The sequence below is a fragment of the Acidobacteriota bacterium genome, assembly GCA_028874215.1.
Classification (GTDB): domain Bacteria; phylum Acidobacteriota; class UBA6911; order RPQK01; family JAJDTT01; genus JAJDTT01.
Window position 1 is genome coordinate 59874 of the sequence record JAPPLF010000101.1, and the last position, 17739, is coordinate 77612.

The following is a 17739-nucleotide window of genomic DNA, read 5'->3' on the forward strand; positions in this document are numbered from 1 at the left end:
GGAGAGAAAACAGAAACCCAAGAGCCCAACGGTCACGGAAAATCGTACGGGAGCGGAAAGCGGCTTCCTAATTCCCATGGGAACTGGCCGCTCGTTCGAGCTCGTTCAGCAGACTCTCGATGTTGCGGGCGATTCCGGCCTGGTCCGGAGCGACAGCCTTCCGCTTCGCCAGAAGAGCATAGTGCTCCGCTTTCTCCAACTCGCCCAGTTGGGCATAGGCCAGCGCCAGGGTGTAGACGTGCAAGGGGTCGCCGTCGTTTTCTCCGTCGAGCGCCTTGTGAAGATGCCGGACGGCTTCTTCATACCGTCCCTGGGTCAGCAGCAGACGCCCCAGGTTGAAATGCGGGAGCGGGAAATTGGGTTGGTGCCGGATGGCGAGACGCATGTGCTTCTCCGCCTCGGTGCTTCTGCCCAACTGGGCCAACAGGTGCCCCAAATTGCTGTGGCTGTCGGCGTGAAACGGGTTGATCTCCACGGCCTTTCGAAGTGCGGCAATGGCCTCGCCGGTGCGCCCCCGCCACCCCAGGTAGGTGCCGAAATTGTAGTGCGTCTTGTACAGGCCGGGATCGCCGGCGACAGCCGAACGATAGTGTTCCTCCACCTTGGCGGGGTTTCGGAGAGCGATGTACAGAGAGACCAGGTTGGCGTGTGCGATGGAGTGGCCGGGCTCCAGCTTCAGCACTTTCTCGAAGGCGGCCGCCGCCTCCTTGTAATTCCGTTCCTCTCTGAAAACAAAGCCTTCCCGAAGAAAGTGTCCGGCACGGGATTCCAGGGCCTGGACGGCATCGAGCAGGGGATCCTCCACCGGCGGCTGTTTCGCCGAATGGCGCTGGAAATGGGAGAGATGCTCCTGCATTTTTTCCAGATTGCCCAGGCTCCGGTGCGCCAGCCCCAAGGCGTAATGGGCGGCGCCGTACCTGGGGAACCGGTCGACGGCCTTTTGGTAGTTCTCGACGGCTTCAGAAACCTCTCCCGCTTCCCAGGAGATCCGGCCCAGACCGGCCCAGGCCGAAGCGGACTCGGGGCGGTCCGTGACGATCCGGAGGTAGAGTTCCCGGCTTTCCTCCAACTCTCCCAGTTTCCGCAGCGCCTCGGCCAGCGCCAATCGTGCAGGCAGATAGTCCGGTTTGAGCTGGACCGCCAGTCGCAACGATGACGATGCTTCGGCCGGTTTTCCCAAGCGTCCCTGAATGATCCCGAGACAGTAGGCCCACGAAAACGAGCCGGGGTCCAGAATCCGGGCCCGCAGGTAGAAAGGTTCCGCGAATTCGTAACGTTGATGAGCATGCAGCAGCATGCCCATCCTGCCGTTGGCTTCCGCATCCCTGGGATGCAGACGGACCCGCTCGCCGGCGTCCCGGATCTGCTTCCGGCTCGTCGCGTCGAACTCGTCGAGCCGAGGAGCCAGATCGGGAACGGGAGGCAGCGGCTCGGTCTGCGCCGGACGGAACGGCGCAATCGAGGTCACAAGCAGGAGAACACCAAGAACCATACGAACCGGAGACTGTCGCTCCACTATCTCCTGTGCCGCAGACTGCTGGCCAAAGACGACCGCTCAGCGAGCCTTCAAGTGACCAATGGCCGGAATTCCGGGCCGTTCATGGGTTCGTGCTTGTCCCAACTGCCGCACATCTCGATCAATACCCGCTGCTTCGACGGCGCAGGCTGGGGATTCACCCGAACCACCCGTGCAGAGTATTCGGGAGTTTCGGCCATAGCCGCGACCAGATCCGCCACAAGGTAACGAGGCGCCCACCCGACCATATGGTAATCCGTCGTCTGAATCTGCACGGCCGTTGTGGACACCGGATTAGTCAGTTCCAATGTGACGTACAATTCTTCGCCGTCGGCCAACTGATCGATCCGCACTTGCGCCGATGGGTTGACGTGCCGCCATCCGTGCAAAAAGAAGCGGCAGGTGAAGCTGCCGTCGGAGCGCTTCACGAGTTTCGGGAAGACCTCGTAGGTGTCCGTCACGCGGCTGCCGCCATTCGCTGACAGAATCTCGACAGGGTCCGCCTTGGGAGAAAGATCAAGACTGCGCAAGTAGTCGGTGAAGTCCGGCCTCCTTCGATTCATCACCCGGTTCTGGAACACGGGAAAAAGCTCCGGAGATCGATAATCCGCCTTCAACTCGGGGAATTCGATCAACAACGGAAATCCCGACGTCTCTTTCGCCTGTTCGGCACCGCCAATGTAACGGAAGCGATACCGCGGGCGTTCGACGTCGGCGTCCAGACGACCGATGGGAAACCACCGCCGACTATGCGCCTTGTCCTGCCAAGCCAGATACAAGGTCCTTTCATTCATCTGAAAATCTCCGACAATTGTTCGACATTGTAGCGCATCAACTCAATCGCGAATTCTCGGGCTGTCGGCGACATCCAACCAGATCTTTCTCTTGCTCCCCATCTCTTCACCTTCACGATTCCACTCCGGCAGTACTTCAATGACGGGGTAAGGATCGACTATCCTGGAAACATGGTCCTCGACCACGGCATCCTCCGAGTCCAATCGGTCCTTGACCGCCGGGGGCGTCAGGGCTGCGCCTGACCACCAACGGACTGCGGACCCTCCCGCTGACTCCGGTAGATCCGGTCCAGCCGCAGGAATTCGCCCCGTGCCCGTTCCGCTTCCGCTTTGCGGCCGGCCCTCGCGTAGGCCCGGGCCAGAGCGAAGTGCATCTCGGGGTCCTCGGGTTTCAGTTGGACTCCGACTTCCAATTCCTGGACGGCTCGTTCGACCTGTCCCGTCTCCAGAAGAACCCGGCCCAGGACCTTTCTGGATGTGAAGAAGTTCGGCATCAGCCCGTGGGCCCTTTCCGCCAGAGGCAGAGCCTCCTGGTACATGCCCTGACGCAGGTATTCCATGGCGATCTGGAGGAGACTCGGCACATGATCGGGATCCTTCTTCAACTCCTGCTGGAACTGCTGGACCGCCACCTCCGGCTTACTTCCCATGAGGAATGCCCCATAGGCATAGTGCACGTTGGATTCGCCGGGGTAGCGGGATACGAGCTCCTGATAGGCCCGATCGGCGCTTTCTGCTCGCCGGGCCGCCGTCTCGTAGGCAGCCCGCCCCGCCAGCATGACGAGTTCGCGTTTGGCCGGCGGATACTCGGAAGGCAGATACCGCATCCTCAGGATGGACAGCCCCAGGGCCTCGACCACCTTCGGACTGGTGTTGTTCTGATAGACGAACTGCTGCAACGCCTCGTAGGCCGATTCGAATTGCTCCATCCGGGTCATCAGGATGGCGCTGTGGAAGCGCACGACTGCCGCGATCTTGTTGATATCGGTGCCGACGATGCGCCCGATGGCGGTGAGATCGTCGGGCTCCTCGGCAGCCGTCTGTCCGAACGATCTCGAACCGGCTACGGCCAACAACAACACCAGAAGGGCCGCGGCACCGGGTCTCCTACAACTTGGAGCTCCTGTCACTGTCCGGTTCATCAGAAGAAGATCGAAATAGAAGGGAAGACACGGTTCGCGCTCAAGTTAGCAAGCATCCCCATGCAGGACAAGTCGGGCTGCGAAGCCGGATTTCGAGTCAGGTTGTGCCGGGACCGGCGAGCCCATACACTGAACCCCAACGTTCACTTCCTTTCCCCGGAGGAAACATGGCTTCACTGATTCGCCGCATCCCCACCATTATCCTGCTTCTGACTGTCGCCGCCTGCGCGCCGACGGAAACCGCTCAGGACGACCAGGCTCTCGATCCCCAGCGGTTGGTCCTCAAGGTCGACAAGGAGGTCAGCATCATCAAGCCCGGCCATGAGACCGGCCTGGCCCATGAAATGGTGGGCATGGTCCGCCATCCCGATGGGACCATCTACGTGAACACCATGACCCAGGGAACGGGTGAGGCCCTGGGATATTTCAAGAGCACCGATCAGGGCGAGACCTGGGAGCCAGTGCGGCTGAACATCTCTGACGCTCCGCCCGGCCAACGTCTGATCGGTTCGGGAGTCACTCGTGACGGACGCCTCTGGCTCCTGCATCAGAGCACCCCGAAAGAGCTATTCGTCTCCTGGTCCGCCGACGTCGAGACCTGGAACACGACGCCCATCGACTTCCGGCCGCTGGGTTCCCGGGGCATGGAGCATCCGTACGTCTACTGCTACAACGACTACAACACCTTTATCGAGAAGCCTGACGGCACTCTGATGTTCTCGGTGGGCTTGCGCTACGACGGCTCCTATTACAAAGACCCGAAGAACCGGATCGACGGTCTCATGCGGTCCGATCTGGACTTCGGGGGAGAGACCATCTTCCGCTCCACCGACGGTGGCAAGACCTGGGGGGACGTAACCATCATGCACCCTCACGTCACCGAGGTGGGCCACGCCCTGGATCCCTTCGATCCCAACCGGATCCTCTCCATGACCCGTACCCAGCGGGAGCTCCTCCACGGCGAGGATCGGGAGGCGACCATCCGTAGAACCGGCGCCCCCGACGACATGCCCTCCGACATGCCCTCCATCTACAAGAACGGCCTCCTGATGGGATCGACCGACGGCGGACGGACGTTTCATGAGGTGCCGGGCGGCTTGACCGAGTTCTACGGCCACCGGGCGACCATCGTCTGGGGCAGCAACAACGTGGTCGTGGTCGCCGCCAACTTTCAACGCAAGAACTCCAGCCGGGTCTTGAGAATCAGCTTGGACGGGGGGCGGACCTGGGTGGACGGGACTGCGGGAGGCACCGGAGAATTCAATCAGGCGAAGAAGTTCCCACTCCTCACGCCTCCCCTCACCGTCTCCTTCACCAGTCCCATGCTCGAATTGTCGCCCAATCACTTCATGTCGGTCTATGCCTACTGGGAGAACGAGTCGCTGAAGCGATACTACGAGGCGCCCAAGAATCCGTGCCCGCAGGGGACCGAAGTCGGAGACTGCCCCTGGTTGGGGCTGCGGGCGGTCTTCTGGCGCCTGGAGAACGCCCCGCCGGAACCGGCCGAGGCGGGGTGATCATCCGGAGGGTTCTCCGGAAACGCGGTCCAGCTCCCAGAAATACCTCTCATGGCGCCTCTCGGAACGAGGCTGCCAAATCCGGGCGTCCCATTCCTCAGTCCTCTCAATAGGGGACTGCTAAAATGGTTTCAAATGAGACGGCCTCTTAGAGCCGGCATCCTCTGTCTCCTGGTATTGCAGCTCTCCGTCCCGCTGTTCTCCTCGTCGGACGGAAACAGCATGTTCCTGCGCATTCTCGTGGTGCGCAACTTGTCTTTAGCCGAGCAGATCCTCCAAGAACTTGGCCAGGGTGCATCTTTTGCGGACTTGGCGCGCCAGCATTCCATCGACCGTTCGGCTGCGGACGGCGGCTATTTGGGAAACATTTCTCCGACACGGATGAACCGGGAGTTTCAACAGGCGGCCCAGGGCCTGGAACCCGGTGCCCACAGCTCCATCTTCCGGTCCGGATACGACTACGCGTTGCTTTATCGCATGCCGGCTGACTTCCAGGAGAGGGCTCGCGGTCTGGAGGAACAGGGCGACCGGTTGCGCGAACAGGGGGAGTGGGGCCGGGCCATCGAGATCTACCGCGAAGCCTTGGACCTGGACCCCAACTTTGCCGAAGCACTGGCCAAGCTCGGCTCTTCGTATGCCCGGGTCGGCAAGGTCGCGGATGCCCGTACGGCCTTCTTCCGTGCCTACCGGCTCGCCCCCGATTCGGCCCGGGTCCTATACGGCTTCGGGAAATTTCTGGTTTCCCAAGGTCAATTGCGGACAGCCGAGGGCCACTTGAGGCGTGCGTCGGATCTGGACCCCGACCTGACCCAGTTGGCAGCCGTCGAGATCTCGGCGGGACAAGTGGAACAGGCCTTGATGCGCAGTCCCAGCGATCCCAAGTTGCTTATCCTCAAGTCCCGGTTTTCCTTCGAGCGGGGTGACCTGGAGCTGTCTTCGGCCGTGCTGGACAAAGTGGACCGGACTACTCTCGACAATCAAATGAGCTTGAGGCTGGCGGAGCAACTCTTTTGGCTGGCACGCTCCGACGAGGCCCTCGCGCTACTGGAACGACTCACGCTCAACCCGGAAGAAAAGGAGGAAGCGGCCCGAATTCTCATCCGGTTCAAATACAACGACGAAGGGGAACGGATATTGAAGCCCCTCTCCGCCTCCTCGGCCCAGTTGAAATTGGTCGAATTCTATGTGAACCAAAGCCGCTTCCAGGAGGCGAAAGAAGTCCTCGAACGAGTCACGGCACGGAACCCCGGAAACTGGGAAGCGCGCTACTATCTGGGTTCCACCATGAACTCCCTGGACCAGTTCGACCAGGCTACCGATACCCTGCTCGAGGCCCTGCGGCTCCGACCCGGCCAGGAGGAAATTTTTCATCAGCTGGCCAGCGCCCATTCCCGGTCGGGCCAGACCGGCAAAGCGTTGGAGTGGTTGGATGAAGGAATCGAGTTGAACCCGGATTCCTTCCTGCTCCATCTGGAGAAGGGGCGAATCCTGATGAAGGGGAAGGAGGTCAGAGGGGCCCTTGAGCATCTTCAGAAGGCTCTGGCCCAACATCCCGACCACGTAGAAACCCACTATCTACTGGGAAGACTCCACCACCGGCTGAAAGACCCCTCCACCGCCCGGACATACTTCGACCGGTTCGACATGCTGCAGAAGAGAAAGCCCAAGTCGAGCCGCAAGCCGGGAATGAGAAAGATCGACCCGAGCCTCCCATAGGAGGAGGTTGTTAACCCCCGCGTCAGGGGGGACTAACAGTCCCCCCTCCTGCCGACTCGTTGATCTTGTGGTATTGGTTCGGTTGGAGCCCGGACAGCTTGGTCTTGACGCCGCTGGGCCAATGGACCTGCACCCAGTCGAGAGTTTTGGCTGCGCCCAGACCCAGGATCTCCCGGGGATCGCTGGAGGAGAGGTAGCTTCCACCGGCCCTCTTCAAGCGGCGGCGCTCGACACCTGCGGCCGACCAGGTGATGAGGGCGCCGACAGCGGTTTGGCCTTGGCTGGGAATCAGATCGAGGCCGACCCAACGGTTGCGGTTGCCTCCCCGGTTCAGGAGCAGCACCGGCGGTCCGCCGTTATCGGTGATGATCAGGTCCGGATCACCGTCGTTGTCCAGGTCGCCGGTGGCCAGACCCCGGGCCGAAAACTCGCGAGAGAAGACGGCGCCCGATTGGCGGCTCCGGTCGCGGTAGTGGCCGGCGACGTTCTCGAAGTAGAGGAGGGGTTCCCGATACCCCAGGCCCGGGCGGAACTCTTCCACCATGTCGTCCGGGTGGCCGTTGGCCAGGAACAGGTCGTCGTCGCCGTCGTTGTCCGCGTCGAAGAAGCGCAATCCCCAACCGCTCAGCAGCCAGGTCAGTTTCCCCACGTCGGCCGCTTCGTCGGTGAAGGTCAGGTCACCCTGATTCCGGTAAAGGCTGAACACTTCATGGTCGATGTTGGAGACGAAGAGGTCCTGCCGGCCGTCGCCGTCGTAGTCGGTAGCATCCACGCCCATGCCGGAGCGCGGCTTGCCGCCGTCGTCGAACGCGACTCCGGCCCAGAGGCCCATCTCCCGGAAGGTCCCGTCTCCCTGGTTCACGAAGAGAAAGTCCGCCACTGTGTCGTTGGCGACGAACAGGTCCAGATGCCCGTCGTCGTTGACGTCGGTGGCCACCACGCCGAACGCCTTGCCCGGGTGCCCGGCGATCCCTGATTCCCGGCTGACGTCGGTGAAGCGGCCGTTGCCGTCATTGCGAAAAAGATGACTGGAAGTGGGATCGAAGAGGGTGGGCAGGCAGTAGTAAGTCCGTTTCCGCAGGTGATCGAAGCAGAGCTTGCTGAGGGACTCGTCGTAGCGGACGAAGCTGCAGACGAACAGGTCCAACCTCCCGTCACCGTTGTAGTCGAACCAGACCCCGCTGGTGGACCAGCCGGGAGCCCGGACCCCCGCATCCCGGGCCACCTCCGAGAAGCTTCCGTCGCCGTTATTTCGATAGAGATAGTTGGGCCCGTAGTTCGTGACGTAGAGGTCCTGCCAGCCGTCGCCATCGTAGTCGGCCACCGCCACGCCCATTCCGAATCGACCCCCTGCCACTCCCGCTGCGTCGGTGACGTCGGTGAAGGTCCCATCCCCGTCGTTGCGGTAGAGGGCGTTCCGGAGCGGCGTCGCAGGAACGTAGAAGTCGGATTTTCCGCTATTGACCAGGTACAGATCCATCCATCCGTCATTGTCGTAGTCGAAGAAGGCGCACCCCGGACCGACCGTCTCCGGCAAGTGCCGCTGGGGAGACATGGCGTTCTCGTGAACCCAGCGGATGCCGCTGGAACGGGAAGAGGCTTCCTCGAAGACGATTCCGGGACTGGCGGGTTCTTCAGCCGCGCCGGTTACGGGAGCGAGCCAAAGCAACGATACGGCAACCCAACTCACCCGGTCTTGGATCACGTACCCTCTCCGGAGATCACGGACTCAACTACCTGAATGGGTCGGTCCCTGCCCTTCACGGATGGTGATGATCCGGTCCACGGGCAGATCCGACAGAGTCTGGCTCCGGCCGCTGGGCCAAAGGATTTCCACCGACTCGACCTGTTCGGCTCGGCCCAGTCCGAAGTGCAGCCGGAAGTCGGAGGAGGAGGAATAGCTGGCTCCGCTGATGACGTCCCCCCGCTGCCGCCGGCCGCCGGCGGTCACGAAGACGGTGGCCCCGATGGCGTCGCGGGGGCTCTTTTCCCCGCCTACCAGCCGCAGGGACAACCAGTGATGCCCGGTCGTCGAGGCCTCGTTTCTTAGGACCACCGGCGGGCCGTCGGCACAGTTGAGCACCACGTCGACGCGCCCGTCGTTGTTCAGGTCGCCGAAGGCGGCTCCCCGGGCCGAGACGACGACGGCCAGACCGCTCCCCGTGGCGGGAGGGACCACCTCGAAGCGTTCTCCGGCCAGGTTTCGGAAAAGTTGCGGCCGCTGCGAGTAGGTGGTCCCCCAATCGTAGGAATCCACGGCCGCATAAATATGTCCGTTGGCCACGAACAGGTCCTTCCACCCGTCGTTGTCATAGTCCAGAAATCCGGTTCCCCACCCCAGAAAGGGAAATGTAGCCTCGCCCAATCCGACTTGGAAGGTCACGTCCAGGAAAAAATTATCCCCTTCGTTCTTGTAGAGGGTGTTGTGATCGTCTGAGAAATTGGTCACATAGAAGTCGACCTGCCCGTCGTTGTCGTAGTCCCCCACCGCCAGGCCCATTCCCGCCTGGGCTTTTGCATATTGGTTGAACGCGAACCCGGACGGATAGCTCATGTCCTCGAAGGTCCCGTCCCCCCGGTTCCGGTAGAGATAGTTGGGTTTGGAGTCGTTGGCGACCACCAAGTCCACCCAACGGTCTCCGTCCACGTCTACGAAGGTGCTGGCGAACCCGTAGTGCCGGTTCGGATCGTCGACGCCGGCGTCGGCCGCGATCTCGGTGAAGGTGCCGTCCCCGTTGTTGCGAAAGAGGAAGTCGCGGATGCCGATGAGGCCAAGGGGACCGCAAAGGACCTGTTTTCCGCGAAAAGAGCAGGCGTGCTTGGGAATCATGGAAAAGGACCGGGCCAATGCCTCCTCCGAAAGCCGAATCTCCGGAGCCGTCTCCATCTCCGCTTTCCGGTCCCGCAGACATTCTTCCGGCGGGTTGTCAGCCGCTGCGGGGCATGGCGGAAACTCCAGGTATCCACAGACGAAGAGGTCCAGATCTCCGTCCCGATCGAAATCTCCGAAGGAAGCGGCCGTTGACCATCCCGGAATCGAGATCCCGGCCCGGTCCGTGACGTCGGTGAAGCTCCCGTCGCCGTTGTTTCGATAGAGCCGGTCCTTGCCGAAGTTGGCAACGTGGAGGTCGGGCCAGCCGTCGTTGTCGTAGTCCCCCACGGCGGCGCCGAAACCCCAACCTTGGTTGGCCACTCCCGCCGTCACCGTGGTGTCGGTGAAGGTGCCGTTCCCGTTGTTGCGGTAGAGGGCCGCCCTCGGATGTTCCTGCTGGCCACGAACCGCCTCGAAGCTGGAACCGTTGACCAGGTAGATGTCCAACCACCCGTCCCGATCGTAGTCGAAGAGGGCCACTCCCCCGGACGGGACTTCCATCAGGAACCGCTTCACCTTCGATCCGGCGCTATGCAGGAAACCGTCCAGCCCGCTCGAGGCTGTGGCGTCGGAGAAGACCACGGGCGCTCCGTCGACGAAACCGCCGGCCGTGATGGGACGCATCATTTCGTCCCGTACGGGGGCGCGCGGAGCTCCGGCCGCCACAGCGCTTTCGTCCTGGGCGAGAGCCTTCGCGGGGAGACTCAGCAAGAGCAGGGCGATCAGGAGGAAGGATCTTCTCATCCCGGACTTATTTGACAGAAAGAAGGTCTCCACCCCGCGCCGACCCCCGCAATGCTGGCCGAAAAAGGGAATTTGGGTACACAGACTTCCCGGCCAACGGTTTCGGATCGGAGATGAAGAGGGGGACAAGACTGTCCCCCCACCTACGAGAACAACTCGTGGACGAACGTGCCGTTTGTGGCGATCTTGACGGGGCGTCCGCCGGCATGGAACTCCCCTTCCGGGTCGATTCCCAGAATGCGGTAGACGGTAACCGCCAGGTCTTCCACCGACACCGGCCGGTCGTGGGGATCGGAACCGGTCGGCGTGGTGCTGCCCACGACCACTCCTCCGCTGATTCCGGCTCCAGCCAGAGCCACGGAAAAGGATCGTGGCCAATGATCCCGTCCTGCCTGGTTGTTGATGCGCGGCGTCCGTCCGAACTCGGAGAGGACCAGGACCAGCGTCGTCTCCATCAGGCCGCGGGCCTCAAGATCGTCCAAGAGGGCGCCGAAGGCTTGGTCGAACGGAATGTTGACCTTCTCCATCCCAGGTTTGTTGTCGAAGTGCGTGTCGTAGCCGCCCTGGAAGACCGTCGCCACGCGAACGCCCGATTCGATCAGCCGCCGCGCCAACAGCGCTCCCTGCCCCACCGTGGTGTGCCCGTAGGCGTCCCTCAGTTTCTCGCTCTCCTGGGAGATGTTGAAGGCCTCCTTGGCGGCCGGCGAACTCACCAGGTCGTGGGCTTTCTGGGAAAACTGATCCATCCGATCCAACAGACCGGATCTCTCCACCTTGCGGAAACGATTGTCCAAGGCGTTGAGCAGCTCCGATCGGGCCCGGGCCTGATCCAGCTTCATTCCCAGCGGAAGAGTCAGGTCCTTGACCGAGTAGTTCTTCTGGTTGGGATTTCCGGATTGGAAGGGATCATAGACCGAACCCAGAAAGCCGGCTCCGCCGGAACGGCTGTTCCTGGGAATGGCGACATAGGGCGGAAGGCCTGCCGAGGAGCCCCACTCATGGGCCAGGACCGAACCCAGAGCGGGATGAACCAGGTCGTTTCTACGCTTGGTGCCACTGATCACGTATTGCTGGGCGCTCTCGTGGACCGCATCGTCCGAGTACATGGACCGGATCACCGCGTACTTGTCGAGCCGCTTCGCCGACTCGGGCAACAGCTCGGAGAATTGAATCCCCGGAATCACCGTCGGTATCGTCTTGAAGTAGCCTCGAATCTCCGCCTCGGCGTCCGGCTTGGGATCCCAGGTGTCGACCTGGCTGTTGCCCCCCGCCTGGAACAGCACGATGCAGTTGAGATCCCTCTTCTTCGATCCCAAGACGCTCTGCTGCCGCAACAGGCTGGCGAGACTCAAGCCTCCCAGACTCGCCATTCCGATGCGGATGAAGTCCCTCCGCGACGGGCTGCAGGACAACTCCGCAGGATAGATTCTCATAGTGTGCGGTATCCCTAATGATTGACCAGGAATTCCTGGGAGTTTATCACTGTCCAAAGCAGGTCATCAAGAATCTGCTTCCGTTCCACCCCCTGGGAACCCATGCTGGCGACGTAATTGGAGGCGAGGTTCCACTCGCGATCGGTCGCCTTGCGGCTGTAGGCGCTCATGAAGACATGATCGTAGATCTCGCGATCGGACTTGCCCGATTCGAGCAGCTTGGCCACCACATTCTCATCCGATTGGACCTTGTCCATGACCGTGTCGCCGAACCTCATGTGGAGAGCCTGGCTCAGCGTGGGTTCGTTGGGCCGTTCCTCCAGGCTCAAGCGCTCGGGGTAACCGAAAATGCTCAGGAAATAACCGGCGTAGTCGGGGTAGATGACCTCCTGGGCCCGGGTTCCCTTGGGACTGACCTGGAAGGAGTGTTCGACTCCGGTGACTTGCGACAAGGCGTCGAGCATGGCCTCGGCGGGAAGAATCCGAATGTTGTAACGGGTGAACAAGCGAGGATCATCCAGCTTGTTCCGGGGGTTGGGAGAGGATGTCCGCTGGTAGGTCGCGGAATTGAGGATCGCCCGGTGCACCGGCTTCAAACGAAAGCCGTTGTCGATCAGATGCCGGGCCAATCCGTCCAGCAGAACCTCGTTGGAGGGAGGGTTGGTGGTTCGGAAATCGTCGTAGGGCTCCACGATTCCCAGGTTGAAATACTCCCTCCAGATACGGTTGACGATGGACCGGGCGAAATAGGGATTCTCGGGTGAGGTGATCCACGCCGCCAGGTCCTTGCGGTAGTCCCCGTGGGCTCTCACGGGAAAATCCGGTTCGAAAGGAACTCTGGGCCGCACCGATTTCTTGGTCCGCGGGTGCACAAAATGGGACTTCGGGTCCAGCCACCAGACTCGGCGGTAGGTCTCGTATCCCCGTTTCTGACGCAACTGTCCGAAAAACGCACTCAAGTCGAAGAAGTCGTCCTGGGTCAGATTCTCCAGGGGATGGTTATGGCATTCCACGCACTCCATCCGGATCCCCAGGAAGAGGCGGCTGACCGTGGTCGTCACCTGATTGACGTTGGTGACGTCCAGAACCGTATTGGACATGGGGGCCCAGAACATGGCCGCAGGATTCCTGGCCTGGTCTCCGGTGCTGGTCAATATCTCTCGAACGAACTCATCGTAGGGGCGGTCTTCGCGGAGAAAGGTCCGGATGAATCTCTTCAGCAGGCCCTGCGCGCGACTGGGAATGTTTGTCTGGTGGACGCGGAAACTGTCTCCGAGCTTGGTCGTCCAGTAGATGGCGTACTCGTCCCGCTCCAGCAGTTCGTCGATCAGGGCCGCCCTCTTGCCGGTCCGGGTATCCGCCAGGAAGCGCTCACTCTCCTCCACCGTCGGCAGCAACCCGATCACATCCAGATAGACTCGTCTCAGAAACTCCTCGTCGCTGCAGATCTCCGACGGGACCAGATTCAGCTCTTTCCACTGCCGGAGCATGGCCTCGTCGACGAAGTTGCGAGTCGACAGGGGAGGATAATCGGCCATTGGAGGCTCATCCACGACGCCGACCCGGGCCACCGCGACCCGGCCCATGGCCCGGACCATCACGTGAGTCTGGCCGCGCCCGACCGCCTTGGAATCACCCTCCGGCGTCACCTGGACGACGTTGTCGTTTCCCACCTGGTACTTGACCTCCCCGGTCATGTCCCGCGTGGTTCCGTCGGACAGGGTCCCCAAGACCACCCAGCGCTGGGTGGTCCCCAGGCCGAGGAGTATCCGCTCCCGGGGATAAATGGCGATACCCGTCACCCGAGGTCCGTCCGAGTTGTAACGGGCGCCCTGGTTCAGCCAGCCGGCGATGGTTTCGTATTCGGCCGATTCCAGGGTCAGCCGCTTGCCGCCACCGTGGGGCACGCTGAAGGTGGGCTTCATCAGAAGCAGGCTCTTTTCCGGGTCTTCCAGATCGACCCGGCGCCCTTCCTCCGCTTCGACGATCATCCGGTAGTCGGCCTGTGGATCGTAGCCGAACAGCGAGAGCTTGAAGCCGGCCTGTCCGCCGATGGCGCCGTGGCACGTGGGAGTGTTGCAGGACCTCTGAGTAAAGATGGACAGGAGGTCCTGACTGAAGTTGATGCTCACCTCCGCGGCCTGGTCGGAGACCCGAGCTTGAAGGACGGAGCGGGCCTCCCCCAGTTGCGCTTCGACCTCGGCGCGTCCCGGCGCCAGAGCCCGGACGACGCCATCGGAACTGATCGAGAGGACCTGAGGTGCGGAGGAGACGTAGCGGCAAAGGAGGCTCACGTCGTGGGCCGTCCCGTCGGCGTAGTAACCCGTGACCACAAGTCGTTGGGTCGCGCCGGGATGAGACAGAACGAGGTCCTTCGGCTCCAGGACGATACGCTTCAGATCGGCTGCCGGGGCGGACAAAACGCTGGCAGCCGGCTCGGTGACTTGAGAGACGTCCGGCTTCGCCGTTTCTCCCCGATTCTCCGACGCAGCGCTCGGCGTAGCTACCGCCAGACCGAGAAAACCGATCAGACAAAAAGCGGTCAGAACTCTTGCAGCGATCCCCAGAACCCCCGGTAGGATTCGTGCGCACTTGGGAGTCGCGGCGGATCCGTAGACCGTTTTCATCGTGGCGTTACGGCGTTTGAGGGTCACGGCGTATGCTCCCTCGCAACGACCTGGACGGTAAAGCGGTGGCTCGAGACGATTCGCCTGCCGACGTCGAACTCGACGTAGACATTCTCGGTGGACTCGATCCCCGTCTCCTCGGCCGCCCGGATGCCCACGCGCAGGTTCCCCTCCGGATCCGATTCCAGGTGCGCCGAAACACCTTCAGGGGCGTTCGTCAGCCAGACGTCCGGTTTCAAATCCGCCGCCACGGGGATCCGGTTCTTGATCCCGACCAGGGAGGTCTCTCCCTGCATCACCACAACTTTGTCCCCTTTCGCATCCAGTTCAACGGTCACGGCACCCGGCTCGATGACGGTGAGAGCCGTTTCGGCGACGGGCCGGCACGGAAAATTATACAGCTCGGTGATGCCGCCCATGGAGTCCATGGCTCTGCCGACTGCGGTGATTCCTTCATTTCCAACGACTTCGCCCAACACGCGAAAGGGGTAAGTCCCAGGCGGCACCTGGGCATCGGCGCGAATCGTGAGCAGCCGTTCCGGCACCATGAAGGTGGCTCCATCTCCCCCCGGCTCGACGACCTCATCGGCGCGAAACCGATGCTCCTCGGTGGTCACTCCCGGCGGAAGCCCCTCGACCCAGACCCGAACCTCCCCTTCCATTGCGGCCCCCGGAGGCGGGGCCAGGGCGGCGGGAATAGGATCGTCGGTATGAATCTTGGGGGGCATCCGAATCATGCCCACCACCATGTTGCTCTCTCCCCCCTGCTCCACGGTGAAGTTGGACAGGGAGATCGATTGGAGCCCGAACTGCGGAGAGACGACGAGGAGAAACCCCGGCTCCTCCGACTTCACATGGAGACGGTAGTCATACCCGGGACCGCCCCGGCCGACCCGGTCCGATACGGAGATGACGACCCTCTCGTCCCGTTCGGGGATGTAGTACAGGTTGCTGTCGACACTTCCGGTGTAGAACCCGCGGCCGTGCGTCAGATCGTCACTCTCCGCCAACAGTTTTCCGTCCGTATCGAACAGGCTGACGACGGTGTCGATACTCGGCGAGAGGAGCTGGTAGGCGTTGGTGTGAATCCGTAGCGGCATGCCCTTCTTGGCGTCGAGGGCATAGAAATCCTTGTCCTGACTCAGCTCCGTCACCTCGCGCCGCTCCAGCCTGCCGTTGACCACCAGGTTCTTGCCGGCGGAAAAAGGCAATTCCTGCGGTTCGTCGCGCCGGTCATTGGACTCGATTTCCGCGACCTCCTCTGACGGGGTGATCTCGAAATACCTGGGATCCGCGATCCCGCTCTCGTCCTCCACAAAAAGGGACCAGATGCCCAGGGGTTCCTTCGGCAGTTGGAACTCGACTTCCATGGCTTCGGCTGCTCGACGCAGGATCTTCCCCTCCACCCTGGGAATCTCCGACGCGGTGGAATAATCGTCGGCAAATCGGACGTCCATGGTCCAGGGAATCGTCAGGGTGACATGCTCCCCCCGGCGGGTCGGTGACAAAAAGACCTCTTCCACCTGCTGCAAGCCCTGACCCGAGAGCCGGACCGTGACCCGGCTGCCCGCGCGGCCTCCCAGAGGCGAGACGTGGTCGACCAGGGGGATTCGGGAGACCCGCAGGACGTAGCCGTTGTTCTTGGTGAAACCCCACCCCCGTACGCCCCGGAAAGAATCGACCTCGATGAAATAGGTGCCGTCTTTCTCGAACGTGTGGTCGATCAGCGAGTTCACATCGAAGTCGGAGCGATCGTCGTTGAAGACCAGTTCTCTCCCGGTTTCGTCTCGCAGGTTGAGATAGCTCTCGAACATGGAACCGTACTGGATGCTCCGAACTTCGAAGATCCAACGGTCCCCCTTCTTCACCTGGAGAGAATAGAAATCGCGCTCCTTCTTCTCCATGGTCCCGTAGATCTCACAGGGTGGAGAGATGGCCTGAGCACCGGCGAGGGTTTCGTTGGGCTCCTGTTCAGGAACCGGATCGAATTGCCCCACCGTGAACCAGAGGGCGGTGGTGTAGCCGTCCTTGGTCCTGGCCCTCAAGATGTGCTGTCCCAGGGGGGCATCCCTGGAGATCCGGATCGTTCCCTCGATTCGTTCCGCCGTCGCCTTGGTCAAGGTGAAATCGAGGTCGTCGCAATCGAACTCGACCGATTCGGCATTGGAGAGCATGTCTCCGAGAAGTACGACCTCGACCTGGGCGCCGGCCTGGCCCCCGATGGGACGCATGGCTTCCAGGTGGGGAAGGCGAACGCCCTTGTCATTGCCGTGGGCATTCCCGGCGACGAGCACCGTCAGGAAGGCCAAGACTCCGAGTCGCTGTCTGACAGAGGGCAAAGGACTGTCTCCCTTGAACTTGAGGCTCTCTCGCGATCCGGATCTCCGGCTCTGGAATGTGGCCGTTCTCTCCGGGGCGGAGAACTCATCGGACACGAAACATTCTAGCCCATCGCAACGAATTCTGCTCAGCGCACAGTCTTCCTGCTGGATTCAGGTCATGGTTTTGATGGCGGCAAACGGGACTGATAGGCTACCCGCGAGAGGCCCGATGGCGGCGCAGAACGACAGAGGAAATCCAGGTCGAAGATTTCGGGGCAAGGTGGCCCTCGTGACCGGCGGGTCCCGGGGGATCGGCCGGGCGGTGTCCCTGCGCCTGGCTCGGGAAGGAGCCCGGGTCGGGATCAACTTCGTGAGCAACGAGCCGGCCGCCGCCGAGACCGTCGAGCATGTGAACCGGCTGGGATCGAAGGCCGAGGCGGTGCGAGCGGACGTCTCCGATGGCTCCGCAGTCCGGGCCATGGTCGACCGGATCCTGGAGAGGTTTTCCCGCATCGACGTCCTGGTCAACAACGCCGCCATCGTACTCGACGGTGACGTGACCTCATACGCCTCCGATGACGACCTGGAGCGGGACCTGGAAGCCATGTGGGGCGTCAACGTCCGGGGCATCATCAACTGCACGCGCGCGGTCCTGCCACAGATGCAAGAGCGGCGTTCCGGCGCCATCGTCAACATCTCGTCCATTGCCGGCTATGGCAACATCTCCCCGCTCAGAACCTTCTACAGCGCGACCAAGGCGGCCGTCATGAACCTGACCAAACGCTTCGCGCTGGAACTGGGTCCGGACAACATCAACGTCAATTCCGTGGCTCCCGGCCTGGTCCGTACCGACCTGCTTGTGCAGCAAACGCCGCCAGGGGAGTTGGATCGGGTCATTGAAGAGTTCGCTGGACGCAGCGTGCTGGGAAGGATCGGCGAACCCGACGACATCGCCGCTGCGGTGGCCTACCTGGCCTCCTCCGAAGCCCGCTTCGTGACCGGACAGATTCTGACTGTCGACGGCGGGCGGATGGACTACCTGAGCTCTTCCGGATAG

Annotated in this window: 11 protein-coding genes; 3 read left to right on the plus strand and 8 right to left on the minus strand. The window is 62.0% G+C overall.

Annotated features, from left to right (window positions below):
* Positions 1-67: 67 nt before the first annotated feature.
* From OXT71_20965 to OXT71_20975, 3 genes are all read right to left on the minus strand, one after another.
* Positions 68-1516 carry a tetratricopeptide repeat protein gene (locus tag OXT71_20965; GenBank protein MDE2928863.1) on the minus strand — a complete coding sequence of 483 codons (1449 nt, stop codon included), beginning with the start codon at positions 1514-1516 and terminating at the stop codon, positions 68-70.
* Positions 1517-1566: 50 nt separating this feature from the next.
* Positions 1567-2310: a DNA-binding protein gene (locus OXT71_20970; protein ID MDE2928864.1), complete on the minus strand. Its 744-nt coding sequence runs from the start codon at positions 2308-2310 to the stop codon at positions 1567-1569.
* A gap of 227 nt (positions 2311-2537) precedes the next feature.
* The gene (locus OXT71_20975; protein MDE2928865.1) at positions 2538-3392 is read right to left on the minus strand and encodes a tetratricopeptide repeat protein; all 855 of its coding nucleotides are present in this window, start codon (positions 3390-3392) and stop codon (positions 2538-2540) included.
* A 227-nt stretch (positions 3393-3619) separates the two neighbouring features.
* Between OXT71_20975 and OXT71_20980 the strand changes: the two genes are divergently transcribed.
* Together OXT71_20980 and OXT71_20985 are read left to right on the plus strand one after the other, a co-directional pair.
* Complete coding sequence (locus OXT71_20980; protein ID MDE2928866.1) at positions 3620-4969, plus strand: sialidase family protein; 1350 nt, start codon at positions 3620-3622, stop codon at positions 4967-4969.
* Positions 4970-5104: 135 nt separating this feature from the next.
* On the plus strand, positions 5105-6685 hold the full coding sequence (locus OXT71_20985; GenBank protein ID MDE2928867.1) for a tetratricopeptide repeat protein: 1581 nt from the start codon (positions 5105-5107) through the stop codon (positions 6683-6685).
* A gap of 22 nt (positions 6686-6707) precedes the next feature.
* Here OXT71_20985 and OXT71_20990 read toward each other — a convergent pair whose 3' ends face one another.
* The 5 genes from OXT71_20990 to OXT71_21010 form a co-directional block, all read right to left on the minus strand.
* Entirely contained in the window at positions 6708-8390 is a 1683-nt protein-coding gene (locus tag OXT71_20990; GenBank protein ID MDE2928868.1) for a CRTAC1 family protein, read from the minus strand.
* Positions 8391-8414: 24 nt separating this feature from the next.
* Positions 8415-10301, minus strand: coding sequence for a CRTAC1 family protein (locus tag OXT71_20995; GenBank protein MDE2928869.1), 1887 nt, complete (start codon positions 10299-10301; stop codon positions 8415-8417).
* Positions 10302-10444: 143 nt separating this feature from the next.
* Positions 10445-11734 (minus strand): DUF1501 domain-containing protein, encoded by a 1290-nt coding sequence (locus OXT71_21000; protein MDE2928870.1) that lies wholly within the window; start codon positions 11732-11734, stop codon positions 10445-10447.
* Between the two features lie 14 nt (positions 11735-11748).
* Positions 11749-14388 (minus strand): DUF1549 and DUF1553 domain-containing protein, encoded by a 2640-nt coding sequence (locus OXT71_21005; protein MDE2928871.1) that lies wholly within the window; start codon positions 14386-14388, stop codon positions 11749-11751.
* Positions 14385-16700, minus strand: coding sequence for a hypothetical protein (locus tag OXT71_21010; protein ID MDE2928872.1), 2316 nt, complete (start codon positions 16698-16700; stop codon positions 14385-14387). Before OXT71_21010 ends, OXT71_21005 begins: the two co-directional genes overlap by 4 nt.
* Positions 16701-16911: 211 nt before the next feature.
* Between OXT71_21010 and OXT71_21015 the strand changes: the two genes are divergently transcribed.
* Positions 16912-17739 carry a 3-oxoacyl-ACP reductase FabG gene (locus OXT71_21015; protein ID MDE2928873.1) on the plus strand — a complete coding sequence of 276 codons (828 nt, stop codon included), beginning with the start codon at positions 16912-16914 and terminating at the stop codon, positions 17737-17739.

Coding starts and splice junctions, on each gene's coding strand:
- OXT71_20970 (MDE2928864.1), bottom strand. CDS start 2,310: ATGAATGAAAGGACCTTGTATCTGGCTTGGCAGGACAAGGCGCATAGT.
- OXT71_20980 (MDE2928866.1), top strand. CDS start 3,620: ATGGCTTCACTGATTCGCCGCATCCCCACCATTATCCTGCTTCTGACT.
- OXT71_20985 (MDE2928867.1), top strand. CDS start 5,105: ATGAGACGGCCTCTTAGAGCCGGCATCCTCTGTCTCCTGGTATTGCAG.
- OXT71_20995 (MDE2928869.1), bottom strand. CDS start 10,301: ATGAGAAGATCCTTCCTCCTGATCGCCCTGCTCTTGCTGAGTCTCCCC.
- OXT71_21000 (MDE2928870.1), bottom strand. CDS start 11,734: ATGAGAATCTATCCTGCGGAGTTGTCCTGCAGCCCGTCGCGGAGGGAC.
- OXT71_21015 (MDE2928873.1), top strand. CDS start 16,912: ATGGCGGCGCAGAACGACAGAGGAAATCCAGGTCGAAGATTTCGGGGC.